The 14,991-nt window shown below is 58.3% G+C and carries 16 protein-coding genes; 2 read left to right on the top strand and 14 right to left on the bottom strand.

From position 1 onward, the window contains the following. Window positions 1-6 precede the first annotated feature (6 nt). The 14 genes from N5D53_RS13415 to rpmH form a co-directional block, all read right to left on the bottom strand. A complete protein-coding gene (locus N5D53_RS13415; protein WP_003253191.1) occupies window positions 7-543 on the bottom strand; it encodes a F0F1 ATP synthase subunit delta in 537 nt (178 codons plus the stop codon). A gap of 12 nt (window positions 544-555) precedes the next feature. Further along, on the bottom strand, window positions 556-1,026 hold the full coding sequence (locus tag N5D53_RS13410) for a F0F1 ATP synthase subunit B (protein WP_003253189.1): 471 nt from the start codon (window positions 1,024-1,026) through the stop codon (window positions 556-558). 56 nt (window positions 1,027-1,082) lie between these two features. Next, window positions 1,083-1,340, bottom strand: a complete 258-nt coding sequence (gene atpE / locus N5D53_RS13405; RefSeq protein WP_003097235.1) for a F0F1 ATP synthase subunit C — start codon at window positions 1,338-1,340, stop codon at window positions 1,083-1,085. A 144-nt stretch (window positions 1,341-1,484) separates the two neighbouring features. After that, window positions 1,485-2,354, bottom strand: a complete 870-nt coding sequence (gene atpB, locus N5D53_RS13400) for a F0F1 ATP synthase subunit A (protein WP_010955889.1) — start codon at window positions 2,352-2,354, stop codon at window positions 1,485-1,487. Window positions 2,355-2,370: 16 nt separating this feature from the next. After that, window positions 2,371-2,778 carry a F0F1 ATP synthase subunit I gene (locus N5D53_RS13395; RefSeq protein WP_010955890.1) on the bottom strand — a complete coding sequence of 136 codons (408 nt, stop codon included), beginning with the start codon at window positions 2,776-2,778 and terminating at the stop codon, window positions 2,371-2,373. Window positions 2,779-2,927: 149 nt separating this feature from the next. Next, window positions 2,928-3,800, bottom strand: a complete 873-nt coding sequence (locus N5D53_RS13390; RefSeq protein WP_104962842.1) for a ParB/RepB/Spo0J family partition protein — start codon at window positions 3,798-3,800, stop codon at window positions 2,928-2,930. 9 nt (window positions 3,801-3,809) lie between these two features. Then, complete coding sequence (locus tag N5D53_RS13385) at window positions 3,810-4,601, bottom strand: ParA family protein (protein WP_003253182.1); 792 nt, start codon at window positions 4,599-4,601, stop codon at window positions 3,810-3,812. A gap of 18 nt (window positions 4,602-4,619) precedes the next feature. Further along, window positions 4,620-5,270: a 16S rRNA (guanine(527)-N(7))-methyltransferase RsmG gene (gene rsmG / locus N5D53_RS13380; protein WP_020192710.1), complete on the bottom strand. Its 651-nt coding sequence runs from the start codon at window positions 5,268-5,270 to the stop codon at window positions 4,620-4,622. Continuing rightward, window positions 5,267-7,159: a tRNA uridine-5-carboxymethylaminomethyl(34) synthesis enzyme MnmG gene (mnmG, locus tag N5D53_RS13375; protein WP_064491478.1), complete on the bottom strand. Its 1,893-nt coding sequence runs from the start codon at window positions 7,157-7,159 to the stop codon at window positions 5,267-5,269. The genes rsmG and mnmG overlap by 4 nt, the downstream gene beginning before the upstream one ends. A gap of 632 nt (window positions 7,160-7,791) precedes the next feature. Continuing rightward, a complete protein-coding gene (gene mnmE / locus N5D53_RS13370; RefSeq protein ID WP_104962843.1) occupies window positions 7,792-9,162 on the bottom strand; it encodes a tRNA uridine-5-carboxymethylaminomethyl(34) synthesis GTPase MnmE in 1,371 nt (456 codons plus the stop codon). A gap of 88 nt (window positions 9,163-9,250) precedes the next feature. Further along, entirely contained in the window at window positions 9,251-10,933 is a 1,683-nt protein-coding gene (yidC, locus tag N5D53_RS13365) for a membrane protein insertase YidC (protein ID WP_010951425.1), read from the bottom strand. A 2-nt stretch (window positions 10,934-10,935) separates the two neighbouring features. Further along, complete coding sequence (gene yidD, locus N5D53_RS13360; RefSeq protein ID WP_003253169.1) at window positions 10,936-11,181, bottom strand: membrane protein insertion efficiency factor YidD; 246 nt, start codon at window positions 11,179-11,181, stop codon at window positions 10,936-10,938. Further along, the gene (rnpA, locus tag N5D53_RS13355; protein ID WP_003253166.1) at window positions 11,174-11,578 is read right to left on the bottom strand and encodes a ribonuclease P protein component; all 405 of its coding nucleotides are present in this window, start codon (window positions 11,576-11,578) and stop codon (window positions 11,174-11,176) included. The genes yidD and rnpA overlap by 8 nt, the downstream gene beginning before the upstream one ends. Window positions 11,579-11,591: 13 nt before the next feature. Continuing rightward, the gene (rpmH, locus tag N5D53_RS13350) at window positions 11,592-11,726 is read right to left on the bottom strand and encodes a 50S ribosomal protein L34 (RefSeq protein ID WP_003253163.1); all 135 of its coding nucleotides are present in this window, start codon (window positions 11,724-11,726) and stop codon (window positions 11,592-11,594) included. A gap of 595 nt (window positions 11,727-12,321) precedes the next feature. Between rpmH and dnaA the strand changes: the two genes are divergently transcribed. Next, window positions 12,322-13,842, top strand: coding sequence for a chromosomal replication initiator protein DnaA (gene dnaA, locus N5D53_RS13345; RefSeq protein ID WP_010951427.1), 1,521 nt, complete (start codon window positions 12,322-12,324; stop codon window positions 13,840-13,842). A gap of 40 nt (window positions 13,843-13,882) precedes the next feature. Continuing rightward, window positions 13,883-14,986, top strand: coding sequence for a DNA polymerase III subunit beta (gene dnaN, locus N5D53_RS13340; protein ID WP_020192712.1), 1,104 nt, complete (start codon window positions 13,883-13,885; stop codon window positions 14,984-14,986). Window positions 14,987-14,991 lie beyond the last annotated feature (5 nt).

Raw genomic sequence — 14,991 nt, 5'->3', positions numbered from 1 at the left:
TCAAACTCAAGATTTCAATGCTTCGGCCAGTTTCGCGATTTTGCCGCGAACAGAGCCATCGATTACCAGGTCACCGGCGCGGATGACGACGCCGCCAATCAGGCTGGCATCCTCCGACGCGTGCAGGCGCACTTCCTGGCCTAACCGTGCACTGAGAACCTTGGCGAGTTTGTCTTGCTGTTCTTGGTTCAACGCGAAGGCACTGGTGACTTCCACGTCCACGGATTTCTCTTGCTCGGCCTTGTACAGGTCGAACAGGGCGGCAATCTCCGGCAGAAGCAGGAGACGGTCGTTTTCCGCGGCAACATGAATGAAATTCTGTGCCTGTGCATTGAACTTGTCACCGCACACGTCAATGAACGTGGCGGCCTTTTCTGCGCTCGTCAGTCGCGGGGCCTTGAGCAGGCGCTGCATGGTGTCGTCTTGCGACACCGCAGCAGCCAGGCCGAGCATGGCTGACCAATTGGCCAGTTGCTGATGGGCCTGGGCATGCTCAAAGGCAGCCTTAGCGTAAGGTCGGGCCAACGTGGTCAGTTCTGCCATGATCGCCCTCGCTTAAATTTCAGCGGCCAGTTTGTTAACCAGCTCCGCATGCGCGTTTTGATCGATTGTGGCGCCAAGGATCTTTTCAGCACCACCAACGGCCAGAGCACCCACTTGGGCACGCAGAGCGTCTTTAGCGCTGTTCAGTTCCTGTTCGATCTCGGCCAGAGCCTGAGCCTTCACACGGTCAGCTTCGACGCGGGCCTGTTCACGGGCTTCCTCGACAAGCTGAGCAGCGCGTTTCTTGCTTTGCTCGATGATTTCGGCTGCTTGTGCTTTAGCTTCACGCAGTTGCTGACCCGCTTTCTCTTGGGCCAGCTCCAGGTCGCGAGCTGCGCGGTTGGCAGCGTCCAAGCCGTCGGCAATCTTCTTTTGGCGCTCTTGCAGAGCAGTGATGACCGGAGGCCATACATACTTCATGCAGAAGAGTACAAAAATCAGGAAAGCAACGGATTGGCCAATCAGGGTTGCATTAATGTTCACGCCAACACCTCGCTCGGTCTTAATTCATACAGCCATCAACTCGTGGTGACGAGTGATTAGCCGGCGATCTGACCAACGAACGGATTCGCGAAGGTGAAGAACAGAGCGATACCAACACCGATCATGGTTACGGCGTCGAGCAGACCGGCAACGATGAACATTTTGACCTGCAGCATCGGAACCATTTCTGGCTGACGAGCAGCGCCTTCCAGGAATTTGCCACCCAGCAGGCCGAAACCAATGGCGGTACCCAGAGCACCCAGGCCGATCAGCAGAGCAACAGCGATAGCGGTCAGACCAACTACAGTTTCCATCTTTCCTCCCGACTTTTACGTCGTATTGGTTAGGTTTTTAGTTTGAAGCGGTAAAACAAATCGTTTGGTACAGCATGCCCTTGCGGACTTTTTAAGCCCTCCCCCCGTACAGGCAGGGAAGGCTATCAGACACGCCAGGCGGTCTTAATGGTTATCTTCGTGAGCCATCGACAGGTAGACGATGGTCAGCATCATGAAGATGAAAGCTTGCAGGGTGATGATCAGGATGTGGAACACAGCCCACGCCCATTGCAGCACCACACCCAGGCCGCTGAGCCACAGCAGGCCGGAGCCGAACATTACAGCGATCAGGATGAACACCAGCTCGCCAGCATACATGTTGCCGAACAGACGCAGTGCCAGCGAGATCGGCTTGGCGATCAGGGTGACGAATTCCAGCAGGAAGTTGACCGGAATCAGCAGGATCTGCACAAAGATATTCTTGCTGCCAAACGGGTGCAGGGTCAGCTCACCGATGAAGCCGCCCAGTCCCTTGACCTTGATGCTGTAGAAGATGATCAGGGCGAAGACGCAGAAGGCCATGGCCAGGGTCGCGTTCGGGTCGGTGGTCGACACGGCGCGGAACGGAATGTGCGGGTCACCGGAAATCAGGATGGCCAGCTGAGGAATCCAGTCGACCGGTATCAGGTCGACGGCGTTCATCAGGAATACCCAGACGAAAATGGTCAGCGCCAGTGGTGCGATTACCGGGCTACGGCCGTGGAAGGAGTCCTTCACGCTGCCGTTGACGAAGTCGACCATCACCTCAACGAAGTTCTGCAGACCGCCAGGTTGGCCGGAAGTCGCCTTCTTGGCCGCCATGCGGAAGATCAACAGGAAGATCAGACCCAGCGCGACGGACCAACCCAGGGTGTCCAGGTGGAACGCCCAGAAGCCCATTGCCTTGGCTTCTGCAGCCGAATGGGCGAAGCCCCAGCTGCCGTCTGGTAGTTGACCGTAGGTCAGGTTCTGCAAGTGGTGCTGGATATAGCCCGAAGCGGTTTCTGCTGCCATGGTTGCCTCAAACGCCCTAAGGTCTCGAAAGTCTTTTATTCATCAGCAGGGGCGCGAACCAGCTGACCAAAAGGGTCAACACGAAGACGCCGAATACTGCTAGCGGCGCCAGTGGCTTCACTCCTGCAAAGGTCAGTGCAAAAAGCACTGCCGTCAAAATCATCTTGCCTGCCTCGCCAGCGTAAAACGACTTGACGATAGCTTGTGCCGCCCGAGCCCCGCTGAAGCGAAAAGCCTTCCAGGCGAAATACACATTGGGCAGCCAGGCAATCAAACCTCCGCAAAGGCCTGAATATCCACTGACCGACCCTTTCCACTGCCACAACACCAAGGTTGCCAGCAGCAGTACGACAAATTGAGCCAGCAGTACCGGAAAAACCGCCCAGCGATGGAAAGGCAGGCGGTTTGGCGTGCGTATTTCCATCACAACTGCTCCTCGGAAGTCGACCAACAAGTCAGCTATGACTTGGCATAATTTGTGCCGACAAAATGCGCGCAGAGTATAGGGGTGGATTAACCCCTATTCAACTCTTCGGTAGTGATTTCCGACTTCGCGCTACAACAGGAATTGTTTCAGCGGATGTGAGCGAGCACGCCTTGCAACTCATCAAGCGAGTTGTAGCGAATAACCAACTGGCCTTTGCCCTTGTTGCCATGACGGATCTGCACGGCCGAGCCCAGGCGCTCTGCGAGCCGCTGTTCAAGGCGTGCGATATCCGGATCAGGTTTGCTCGGTTCGACCGGATCAGGCTTGTCGCTGAGCCACTGACGGACCAGTGCCTCGGTTTGGCGCACGGTGAGGCCACGTGCGACAACATGACGCGCCCCCTCCTCCTGACGATTTTCTTCCAGGCCCAGCAATGCACGGGCGTGCCCCATCTCCAGGTCACCGTGGGCGAGCATGGTCTTGATCGCATCGGGCAAGGTGATGAGGCGCAGCAGGTTGGCCACGGTCACCCGCGACTTGCCCACAGCGTCAGCCACCTGCTGCTGGGTGAGCTCGAATTCCTGTTGCAGGCGCTGCAGGGCCATGGCCTCTTCCAGCGGGTTGAGGTCTTCGCGCTGGATGTTCTCGATCAATGCCATGGCGATGGCGGCTTCGTCGGGCACTTCGCGGACCATGGCCGGGATCGTGTCCAGGCCGGCCTGCTGGGTGGCGCGCCAACGGCGCTCACCGGCGATGATCTCGTATCGGTTGTCGCCAATCGGGCGTACCACGATCGGTTGCATCACACCATGGTTGCGAATCGAGTGCGCAAGCTCTTCCAGCGCCTCCGGGTCCATGTCCCGGCGAGGCTGGTACTTGCCGCGCTGGACCAGCTCGACCGGCAGGTGTTGCAGTTCTTTCTGGTCGATCTTTACAGCCTGCTCTTCGAGCGCGCTGACGGAAGGACCACTGAGCAGTGCATCCAACCCACGTCCGAGACCCCGTTTCTTGACGGCCATACGGATTCCTTAAGTTGTTTGTGCAGTGCGTGATGGACGGCGTTGACGGCGTACCAGTTCCCCAGCCAGGGCCAGGTACGCCAGTGCGCCCCGCGATTGCTTGTCGTAAGCAAGGGCTGGCATGCCGAAGCTGGGGGCCTCGGCCAAGCGAATGTTGCGCGGAATGACCGTGTCGTACAGCTGAGGGCCAAAGTGCTCCTTCAACTGCGCCGAAACATCGTTGTTCAGGCTCAGGCGCGGATCGTACATGGTCCGCAACAGGCCCTCGATCTTCAACTCCGGGTTCAACCGCGCGGCGATGCGCTTGATGTTATCCACAAGGTCGCTGAGACCTTCCAGTGCGTAATACTCGCACTGCATGGGGATAATCACGCCATCGGAAGCGACCAGAGCATTCAGCGTGAGCATCGACAGCGACGGCGGGCAGTCGATGAGGATGTAGTCGTAGTTATCGCGAATGGGTGCCAGGGCGTTGCGCAGACGGCTCTCCTTGACCTGCATTTCCAGCAGCACCACCTCAGCGGCGGTCAGATCACGGTTGGCCGGCAGCAACTGGAAGCCTCCGTGCTCGGAGTAGTGCATAGCCTGGGCCAAGTCGCACTCCCCGATCAGCAGGTCGTAGACCGAATGCTCGAGCTCGTGCTTGTCCACACCGCTGCCCATGGTGGCGTTGCCCTGCGGATCGAGGTCGATCAGCAGGACACGACGCTTGGTCGCAGCCAGCGAGGCGGCGAGATTGATACAGGTGGTTGTCTTGCCCACACCACCTTTCTGGTTCGCGATTGCGAATACCTTAGCCATTGTTGCGAGTGTTCCCAGTCATGCCTTGCGGCGCAGTATCAGCAGATGGCGCTGGCCCTGGCAACCCGGAACGGTCAGGGCCTGTTCGCTTTCCACTGTGAAGTCTGCGGGCAATGCTACCAGTTCATCGGCAGGATGCAGCCCCTTCATTGCAAGCCATTGCGTCCCGGTGTCGCCCAAGTGGCGGGTCCAGTTGGTGAAGTTCTCCATGCTGCTGAAAGCGCGGGAGATGATTCCGTCGAACGGTTGTGCCGGCTGGAAGGCCTCGACCCGGCTGTGGATAACCGTGAGGTTGTCCAGCCTGAGTTCCATTTTCACCTGTGTCAGGAAACGGGTTTTCTTGCCATTGGCGTCCAGCACGGTGACGCGCTTGTGTGGATGCAGGATAGCCAACGGGATGCCGGGCATGCCACCGCCGCTGCCGACATCCAGCCAGTTATCACGGTCGTTGTGGATAAAAGACATGACGCTAAGGCTGTCGAGCAGGTGACGCGAAACCATCTCGTCCGGGTCGCGCACAGCAGTCAGGTTGTAGGCTTTGTTCCATTTGATCAACAGAGCCAGGTAGCCAAGCAGCTTCTCGTGCTGCTCGGCAGTCAGCTCGACACCAAGCTGGCGCGCACCTGTGGACAACTCTTCAGCGTGTTGAGGGGTGACCAGGGAACTCAAGCGCTTTGCTCCAATTCGCGGCCAGCGCCGCGTTTTTTCAAGTGAATCAGCAACAGGGAAATCGCCGCCGGGGTCACGCCCGGGATACGCGAAGCCTGGCCCAGCGTCTGCGGACGGGTCTGGCTCAGCTTGCCCTGTATCTCCTTGGACAGGCCGGAAATCGTCGTGTAGTCGATATCCACAGGCAGGCGTGTGTCTTCGCTGGCGCGCAGTCGGGCAATTTCATCCTGCTGGCGGTCGATGTAGCCGGCGTACTTGGTGCGGATCTCGACCTGCTCGGCAACCTGTGGATCGATTACGTCACCGCCAGTCGCTTCGATCAGGCCGGCGTAGTCGATTTCGGGGCGCGCCAGCAGGTTGAGCAGGCTGTACTCGTGGCTCAGCGGAGTGCCGAACTTATCCACAATGGCCTGGCCTTGCTCGGTATTCGGCCGAACCCAGGTCGATTTCAGGCGCTGTTCCTCACGCTCGATACCGTCGCGCTTGGCGCAGAACGCGGCCCAGCGCTGGTCATCGATCAGGCCCAGTTCACGGCCCTTTTCGGTCAGGCGCAGGTCGGCGTTGTCTTCGCGCAGTATCAGCCGGTACTCGGCACGCGAGGTAAACATGCGGTACGGCTCCTGGGTACCCAAGGTAATCAGGTCGTCCACCAGTACGCCGATGTATGCCTCGTCGCGGCGCGGGCACCAGCTGTCACGGCCCTGCGCCCGCAGTGCGGCGTTAGTCCCGGCCAGCAGGCCCTGGGCGCCGGCTTCTTCGTACCCGGTGGTGCCGTTGATCTGCCCGGCGAAGAACAGGCCGCCGATGACTTTCGTCTCGAGGCTGTACTTGAGGTCGCGGGGATCGAAGTAGTCGTACTCGATGGCATAGCCCGGGCGCACGATGTGGGCGTTTTCCATGCCACGGATGGAACGCACGAGCTCCAACTGCACGTCGAACGGCAACGAAGTGGAAATACCGTTGGGATACAACTCATGGGTGTTCAAGCCTTCCGGCTCGATGAACACCTGGTGGCTTTCCTTGTCGGCAAAGCGGTGGATCTTGTCTTCGATCGACGGACAGTAGCGCGGACCGACACCTTCGATCACGCCCGAGTACATCGGTGAACGGTCGAGGTTCGAGGCAATGATCTCGTGGGTGCGCGCATTGGTGTGGGTTATCCAGCAGCTCACCTGACGCGGGTGCATTTCGGCATTGCCCATGAACGACATCACCGGGATCGGCGTATCCCCTGGCTGTTCGGTCATTACCGAGAAGTCCACCGAGCGGCCGTCAATGCGTGGCGGGGTACCGGTTTTCAGGCGGCCGACGCGCAGCGGCAGTTCACGCATGCGGTGGGCCAGGGCAATCGAAGGTGGATCACCGGCGCGACCACCGGAATGGTTTTGCAGACCAATGTGGATAAGGCCGCCGAGGAAGGTACCGGTAGTCAGCACCACAGATTCGGCAAAGAAACGCAGGCCCATCTGGGTCACCACGCCTTTGACCTGGTCCTGCTCGACGATCAGGTCGTCGCAGGACTGCTGGAATATCCACAGGTTTGGCTGGTTTTCCAGGATTTCACGTACCACTGCCTTGTAGATGGCGCGGTCGGCTTGTGCACGGGTGGCACGTACGGCCGGGCCCTTGCGGTTGTTCAGAACGCGGAACTGGATGCCGCTCTTGTCGGTGGCCAGCGCCATGGCGCCGCCGAGCGCATCGATCTCTTTGACCAGATGGCTTTTGCCAATACCGCCGATGGCGGGGTTGCAGCTCATGTGACCGAGGGTTTCCACGTTATGGGTCAGCAGCAGGGTTTTCACACCCATGCGTGCAGACGCAAGCGCAGCCTCGGTACCGGCATGGCCGCCGCCGATGACGATCACGTCAAAACGGGAAGGGAAATCCACCACGCACCTCGTGCCTGTTTTTGCGAATAGAGAAGGTAAGCGGACAAGTATAGGGACTTCACCCCCAGTAAAGAAACCGTCTGAGCAAATTTTGACCAGTCTGTGGATGAGTGGCAAACAACAGAAATCAGAGAGAAGAAATTTAAAAAGCTTTGTTTTTATGTTTATTCTTATGCACAGCGACTTCTGTGGATAAAGTCCTGCATCCCAATAATGGCGCTATGTAGAGAGAAATTAAACCCTGTGTCTGGAGTGCCATGAGGGCTCTGGATAACGTCATTTAGCCTGTGGATTAAATGGCTGTTTACCCACAGGCGGGTTTTTCCTCAGAAAAAAGCCCGCTTATCAACTGAGCTGAAGGCGACTTTTCCACAGGGCTCCTGAGCACAGTTTTTAGGCCGAGCATGGAAAATTCATCGCGCTAGCAACCAGGCATGGTCGGTTTGGAGCGGTCAAGCTCGCGAAAGGGTCGGTACATCCGCCGACATTCCGTGCTTGTAAGGGCTTCTTCGCGAGTCCACCCGCTCCCACAGGTGCTTGGGTCAGCGGCCTGCATTCATCTTCTGCAACGAATTTCAGGCAAAAAAAAGCCGCTCCCTAAGGAGCGGCGCTTGGCCTTGCGTGGCTGTGGATTACTTGCCGATGCAGAAGCTGGAGAAAATCCGCCCAAGCAGGTCATCCGAGCTGAATGCTCCTGTGATCTCCCCCAGCGCATGCTGTGCCTGCCGTAAGTCCTCAGCCAGAAGCTCTCCCGCGCCCGCCAAGGTCAATTGAGCACGGCCGTGCTCCAGGTGCTCGCTGGCCTGGCGCAAGGCATCCAGATGGCGCCGGCGGGCGCTGAAGCCACTCTCTGCAGTCTGCTCATAACCCATACAGCCTTTCAGATGGTCGCGGAGCAGTTGCAGCCCTGTGTCGTCGCCCTTGGCGCTCAGGGTAATGGTCACATGGCCGTCAGCGCACTGTTCCAGCGCTACCCGCTCACCACTCAGGTCGGCCTTGTTGCGAATCAGCGTGACCTTGGCCGGGTCCGGCCGCTGAGCCAGAAACTCAGGCCACAAAGCGAACGGGTCGCTGGCCTCGGGCGCAGTGGAGTCGACTACCAGCAGAACGCGGTCTGCCTCGCCAATGGCCTTCAGGGCGCGTTCCACACCGATCTTTTCCACATGGTCATCGGTATCGCGCAAGCCAGCAGTATCGACAACGTGCAGCGGCATGCCGTCGATGTGGATATGTTCGCGCAGGATATCCCGCGTGGTGCCGGCGATGTCAGTGACGATGGCAGCTTCCCGCCCGGCCAGCTGGTTCAGCAAGCTCGATTTACCGGCATTCGGCCGGCCGGCAATGACTACCGTCATGCCGTCACGCAGCAAGGCGCCCTGCCCGGCCTCGCGCTGCACAGTGGATAACTCGCTGCGCACGGCATCAAGCATCGACAGCACGTGGCCATCGGCGAGGAAGTCGATCTCTTCTTCAGGAAAATCGATTGCCGCCTCGACGTAAATACGCAAGGCAATCAACGCCTCGGTGAGGCTGTGCACACGCCTGGAGAATTCCCCTTGCAGCGAGCGCAGGGCGTTGCGCGCTGCCTGGCTGGAACTGGCTTCGATCAGGTCGGCGATGGCTTCAGCCTGCGCCAGGTCGAGCTTGTCGTTGAGGAAGGCGCGCTCGCTGAACTCGCCCGGGCGGGCCAGACGACAGCCGACTTGTACACAGCGCTGCAGCAGCATGTCCAAGACCACAGGGCCACCGTGTCCCTGCAGTTCCAGCACGTCTTCGCCAGTGAACGAATTAGGCCCTGGGAAGAACAGAGCAATCCCTTCGTCCAGCACCAGCCCTTCATCGTCGCGGAACGGACCGTAATGGGCATGCCGCGGGGTCAGGGTGCGGCCGGTGATCAACAGGCCGGCCTTGGCAGCCAGAGGGCCGGACAACCTGACAATTCCCACACCGCCCCGGCCCTGGGCCGTGGCGATGGCGGCGATGGTTTCACGCACAGTGTTCATGCTCGAAAGCCTCTACGACAAAAACGACAGATAGCAAAAACGCCCCACTAGGGGGCGTTTTTTATTCACAGGCTAGCGTATTAGCCCGTCAAGCAGCAGCTTTTTTGGTAGCTGCTTCGATACGGCGAGTGATGTACCACTGCTGCGAAATCGACAGGCAGTTGTTCACAACCCAGTACAGCACCAGACCGGCAGGGAACCACAGGAAGAAGAAGGTGAAGATGATTGGCATCATTTTCATCACCTTGGCCTGCATCGGATCCGGCGGAGTCGGGTTCAGGCGCTGCTGGATGAACATGGTGGCGCCCATGATGATCGGCAGGATGAAGAACGGATCCTTGATCGACAGGTCGGTAATCCACAGGATCCATGGGGCCTGGCGCATTTCCACGCTTTCCAGCAATACCCAGTACAGGGCCAGGAATACCGGCATCTGCACCAGGATCGGCAGGCAGCCACCCAGTGGGTTGATCTTCTCTTTCTTGTAAAGCTCCATCATCGCCTGGGACATCTTCTGGCGATCGTCACCGAAGCGTTCCTTGAGTGCGGCGAGCTTAGGTGCAACGGCACGCATACGCGCCATGGAGCGGTAGCTGGCAGCCGACAGCGGGAAGAACAGGCCTTTGATCAACATGGTCAGCACGATGATCGACCAGCCCCAGTTACCCAGCAGGCTGTGGATATGTTGCAGCAGCCAGAAGATCGGCTGGGCGATGAACCACAGGAAGCCGTAGTCGACGGTCAATTCCAGGCCTGGGGACAACTCTTTCAGCTTGGACTGGATCTTCGGGCCGGCGTACAGCAGGGCACTGGTTTCGACCTTGCCGCCAGCCGGTACGCTGATAACCGGGCCGGTGTAGCCGATGATGTAGTTGCCCTGACTATCCTTGCGGGTCTGGACAACGTTGTTGTCCGACTTGGCCGGAATCCAGGCGGTCACGAAGTAGTGCTGCAGCCAGGCAACCCAGCCGCCGGACACATTTTCTTTCAAACTACCTTTGTCGATGTCCTTCATCGAGACCTTTTTGTAAGGCTCAGAAGCTGTCCACAGGGCAGCACCCAGGTAGGTAGCGGTGCCGGTGGCAGTACTGGAGGACGGATCGCCGCTGGCATCACGCTTGAGCTGGGCAAACATGTTGCCGTTCCAGGCCTGGCCGCTCTGGTTGTCGATCAGGTAGCTGACATTCAGGTCGTACTCACCGCGCTTGAAGCTGAAACGCTTGATGTAGTTGACACCGTTGTCACTGAACTTCAGGTCTACCACCAGTTGTTCCTGGCCATCGGCCAGCTGGTAGCTCTTCTGTTCGGCGGCATACAGGGGACGGCCGCTGGCGCGGGCATCCGGGCCGTCGGTACCGGTCAGACCGCTTTGTGCCAGGTAAACACGCTCACCACCGTTGTCGAACAGCTGGAATGGAATGTTCGGGTGGTCTTGACGGCGTGGGTACTTCGGCAGGTTCAGCTGGACGATGTCACCACCGACCGGATCGATAGCCAGTTCCAGAACGTCGGTCTTGACTCGGATCAGGTCCTTGCTGAGTGCGACCGGTGCCAGTTCGGCAGGGCTCGATTCGGCGTTGGCGCTCGGTACATCGGCGCTGGCACCGTTGTTACCGGCCGGCACGCCATCGGGCAAGCCCGGAGCAACAGTGCTGGCAGCAGTATTCTGAGTCGGCAGGGCAGCCTGGCCGTAGTCATCGTTCCACTTCAGGACCATGACGTAGGACACGACTGCCAGCGCGGCGATCAGGATCGTGCGTTTAATATCCATGATTACTCGGCTATCGAAGAAGTTCGGGAGGAAGGAGCGGGTGGAACGGGGTCGAAACCGCCGTCATTCCACGGATGACAACGCCCCAGGCGACGAACGGCCAGCCACCCACCACGCCAGATGCCATGGTTTTCGATGGCTTCATACGCGTAACAGGAGCAACTGGGGAAAAACCGACAGTGATTGGCCATCAGAGGACTAATGGCATAACGGTAAAACTGGATCGGAACGAGTGCCAGTTTACGCATCTTGGCTGTCTACCCCTGCGGAATTGGCGGTGACTGCTGGTGTCGGCCGGCTGCGCGCCAGGCGTTTCCAGAGCTTGCCAAAGTGTTGGTGCAATTCCGGGTTTTCTATCTCACCCAATCCCTTGCGCGCGACGATCACGATGTCCAGACCGGCAAGCAATTGCTGGTTCAGACGAAAGGAATCGCGCATCAAGCGCTTGAGGCGGTTGCGTTGAACGGCGAGCTTGACACTCTTCTTGCCGATTACCAAGCCAAGGCGTGGGTGATCGAGACCGTTCTCGCGAGCAAGGATCAGCAGGTTTTTCCCTGGAACCTTGCCGGTTGGGGAGTCGAAGACCGCTTTGAAATGCCGGGGTGTAAGCAGTCGCTTTTCCCGACTGAAGTCCTGACTCACCACCTGTGCCGAAAAATCAAATGGCCAGACGCTTACGGCCTTTGGCACGACGACGCGACAGAACAGCACGGCCGTTCTTGGTAGCCATACGGGCACGGAAACCGTGGGTGCGGGCGCGCTTGATGGTGCTTGGTTGGAAAGTACGTTTCATGGCGTGTTACCTGGTTTGTCGACGACGGGCCGGGATGGCCCCCTTTTTAAGAGACCGGCGATTCTAGAGAAAGCAAGCCCATAGGTCAATTTCCAACCAGTCTTTCCATATAGAGCATGTGATGGACGGTGCCTGTTGATCAGTGCCCAAGGGGTGCTTGATCGGACACACGGATCAGGGACAACATGAAAAAAAAGAAGAGACATATAAAAAGCTTTTTTGAAGAACTTATAACTCTTAAGTGGATAACCTTCTGTGGATAACCTGCGCTGGCCCATGAATTACGGGGTGTACAGAGTTTTACAACTTTGTTCTGATCCCGTGCTGCGCTTGTTCCCATCGTGAGCGAAAGCTGTGGATGAAAACACCTGTTATCCACAGAGGAGTTATCAACAGGCTAAGGGGTGGGGTTGTGCATAGCCCTCATGGTCGTTTATCCACAGGGCTTATTCACAGAGGCGAAAAGCCGTTTTGGTCGATAAATGGCTGTTTTGTCGTGGTTCCTAACGTGTCCACATGTGGATAACTGAACGCTCGACCGGTACAATGGCGGTTTGTTTTTGCCTCATCCGGCTTTCAAACTCAGGGGATATCCGTGTCAGTGGAACTTTGGCAGCAGTGCGTGGAGCTTCTGCGCGATGAACTGCCTGCCCAGCAATTCAACACCTGGATCCGTCCGCTACAGGTCGAAGCCGAAGGCGACGAGTTGCGCGTCTATGCGCCTAACCGTTTCGTTCTCGATTGGGTCAATGAAAAGTACCTGGGTCGCTTGCTCGAGCTGTTGGGTGAGAACGGTAGCGGCATTGCACCAGCCCTTTCCTTATTAATAGGTAGCCGTCGCAGCTCGGCCCCAAGGGCTGCGCCCAACGCGCCGGTCAGCGCTGCCGTTGCGGCTTCGCTGGCGCAGACTCAGGCACACAAGACGGCCCCGGCCGCAGCGGTTGAACCCGTTGCCGTGGCTGCAGCCGAGCCTGTACTGGTCGAGACGTCTTCGCGTGACAGCTTTGATGCCATGGCCGAGCCCGCTGCGGCGCCGCCCAGTGGTGGTGGCCGGGCTGAACAACGCACCGTGCAGGTTGAAGGTGCGCTCAAGCACACCAGTTACCTGAACCGGACCTTTACCTTTGACACCTTCGTCGAAGGTAAGTCGAACCAGCTCGCCCGCGCGGCTGCCTGGCAGGTTGCGGACAACCCTAAGCATGGCTACAACCCACTGTTCCTTTATGGCGGTGTGGGTTTGGGTAAAACCCACCTTATGCATGCTGTGGGTAACCATCTGCTGAAGAAAAATCCGAACGCCAAGGTGGTGTACCTGCATTCGGAGCGTTTCGTCGCGGACATGGTTAAAGCGCTGCAACTCAATGCCATCAACGAATTCAAGCGCTTCTACCGCTCGGTGGACGCGTTGTTGATCGACGATATCCAGTTCTTCGCTCGCAAAGAGCGCTCGCAGGAAGAGTTTTTCCACACCTTCAACGCCTTGCTTGAGGGCGGCCAGCAGGTAATCCTTACCTCTGACCGCTATCCCAAGGAAATCGAAGGCCTGGAAGAGCGTCTGAAGTCGCGCTTTGGTTGGGGCCTGACGGTGGCTGTCGAGCCACCAGAGCTGGAGACCCGCGTAGCGATTCTGATGAAGAAGGCCGACCAGGCCAAAGTCGAGCTCCCGCATGACGCAGCCTTTTTCATCGCTCAGCGCATCCGGTCCAACGTCCGTGAGCTGGAAGGTGCACTGAAGCGGGTTATCGCTCACTCGCACTTCATGGGGCGTGACATCACCATCGAGCTGATTCGTGAATCGCTCAAGGATCTGTTGGCGCTGCAAGACAAACTGGTCAGTGTGGATAACATTCAGCGTACCGTCGCTGAGTACTACAAGATCAAGATCTCCGATCTGTTGTCCAAGCGTCGTTCGCGTTCTGTCGCGCGCCCGCGTCAGGTAGCCATGGCCCTGTCCAAGGAGTTGACCAACCACAGTCTGCCGGAAATCGGCGACATGTTCGGTGGTCGCGACCATACGACCGTGCTGCACGCCTGCCGCAAAATCAATGAACTGAAGGAATCCGACGCGGACATCCGCGAGGACTACAAGAACCTGCTGCGGACGCTGACGACCTGATGGCCGTCTGCGCAGCTAATTGAAGGCAAGGGACTAGACCATGCATTTCACCATTCAACGCGAAGCCCTGTTGAAACCCCTGCAACTGGTCGCCGGTGTCGTCGAGCGCCGTCAGACCTTGCCGGTCCTGTCCAACGTATTGCTGGTCGTACAAGGCCAGCAACTGTCGTTGACCGGTACCGACCTGGAAGTCGAGCTGGTAGGCCGCGTGCAACTGGAAGAGCCGGCCGAGCCTGGCGAGATCACTGTTCCTGCGCGCAAGCTGATGGACATCTGCAAAAGCCTGCCTAACGACGCCCTGATCGATATCAAGGTCGATGAGCAGAAATTGTTGGTAAAGGCCGGCCGCAGCCGCTTCACCCTGTCGACCCTGCCTGCCAATGACTTCCCGACTGTGGAAGAAGGCCCGGGTTCGCTGACCTGCAACCTGGAGCAGAGCAAGCTGCGCCGCCTGATCGAGCGAACCAGCTTCGCCATGGCCCAGCAGGATGTGCGCTATTACCTCAACGGCATGCTGCTTGAGGTTTCCCGCAACACGTTGCGCGCTGTATCCACCGACGGTCACCGCCTGGCGCTTTGCTCGATGAGCGCGCCGATCGAGCAGGAAGATCGACACCAGGTCATCGTGCCGCGTAAAGGTATCCTGGAGTTGGCGCGCCTGCTGACCGATCCTGAAGGCATGGTCAGCATCGTGCTGGGTCAGCATCACATCCGCGCCACTACTGGCGAGTTCACCTTTACCTCCAAGCTGGTGGACGGCAAATTCCCGGACTACGAGCGCGTACTGCCCAAAGGCGGTGACAAGCTGGTCGTCGGAGACCGCCAGGCGCTGCGTGAAGCCTTCAGCCGTACTGCGATTCTTTCCAACGAAAAGTACCGCGGTATTCGCCTGCAGCTGGCTGCCGGTCAACTGAAGATCCAGGCTAACAACCCCGAGCAGGAAGAAGCTGAAGAAGAAATCAGCGTGGACTACGACGGTAGCTCGCTGGAGATCGGTTTCAACGTCAGCTATTTGCTGGACGTGCTGGGCGTGATGACTACTGAGCAAGTTCGTCTGATCTTGTCCGATTCAAACAGCAGTGCGCTGCTGCAGGAAGCTGGCAATGACGATTCTTCCTACGTTGTCATGCCGATGCGCCTGTAACCTGT

Source organism: Pseudomonas sp. GD03862 (genome assembly GCF_029840855.1).
Taxonomy (GTDB): domain Bacteria; phylum Pseudomonadota; class Gammaproteobacteria; order Pseudomonadales; family Pseudomonadaceae; genus Aquipseudomonas; species Aquipseudomonas alloputida.
Note: the sequence above shows the minus strand (reverse complement) of the source record. Positions and strands in the feature narration are given on the sequence as shown.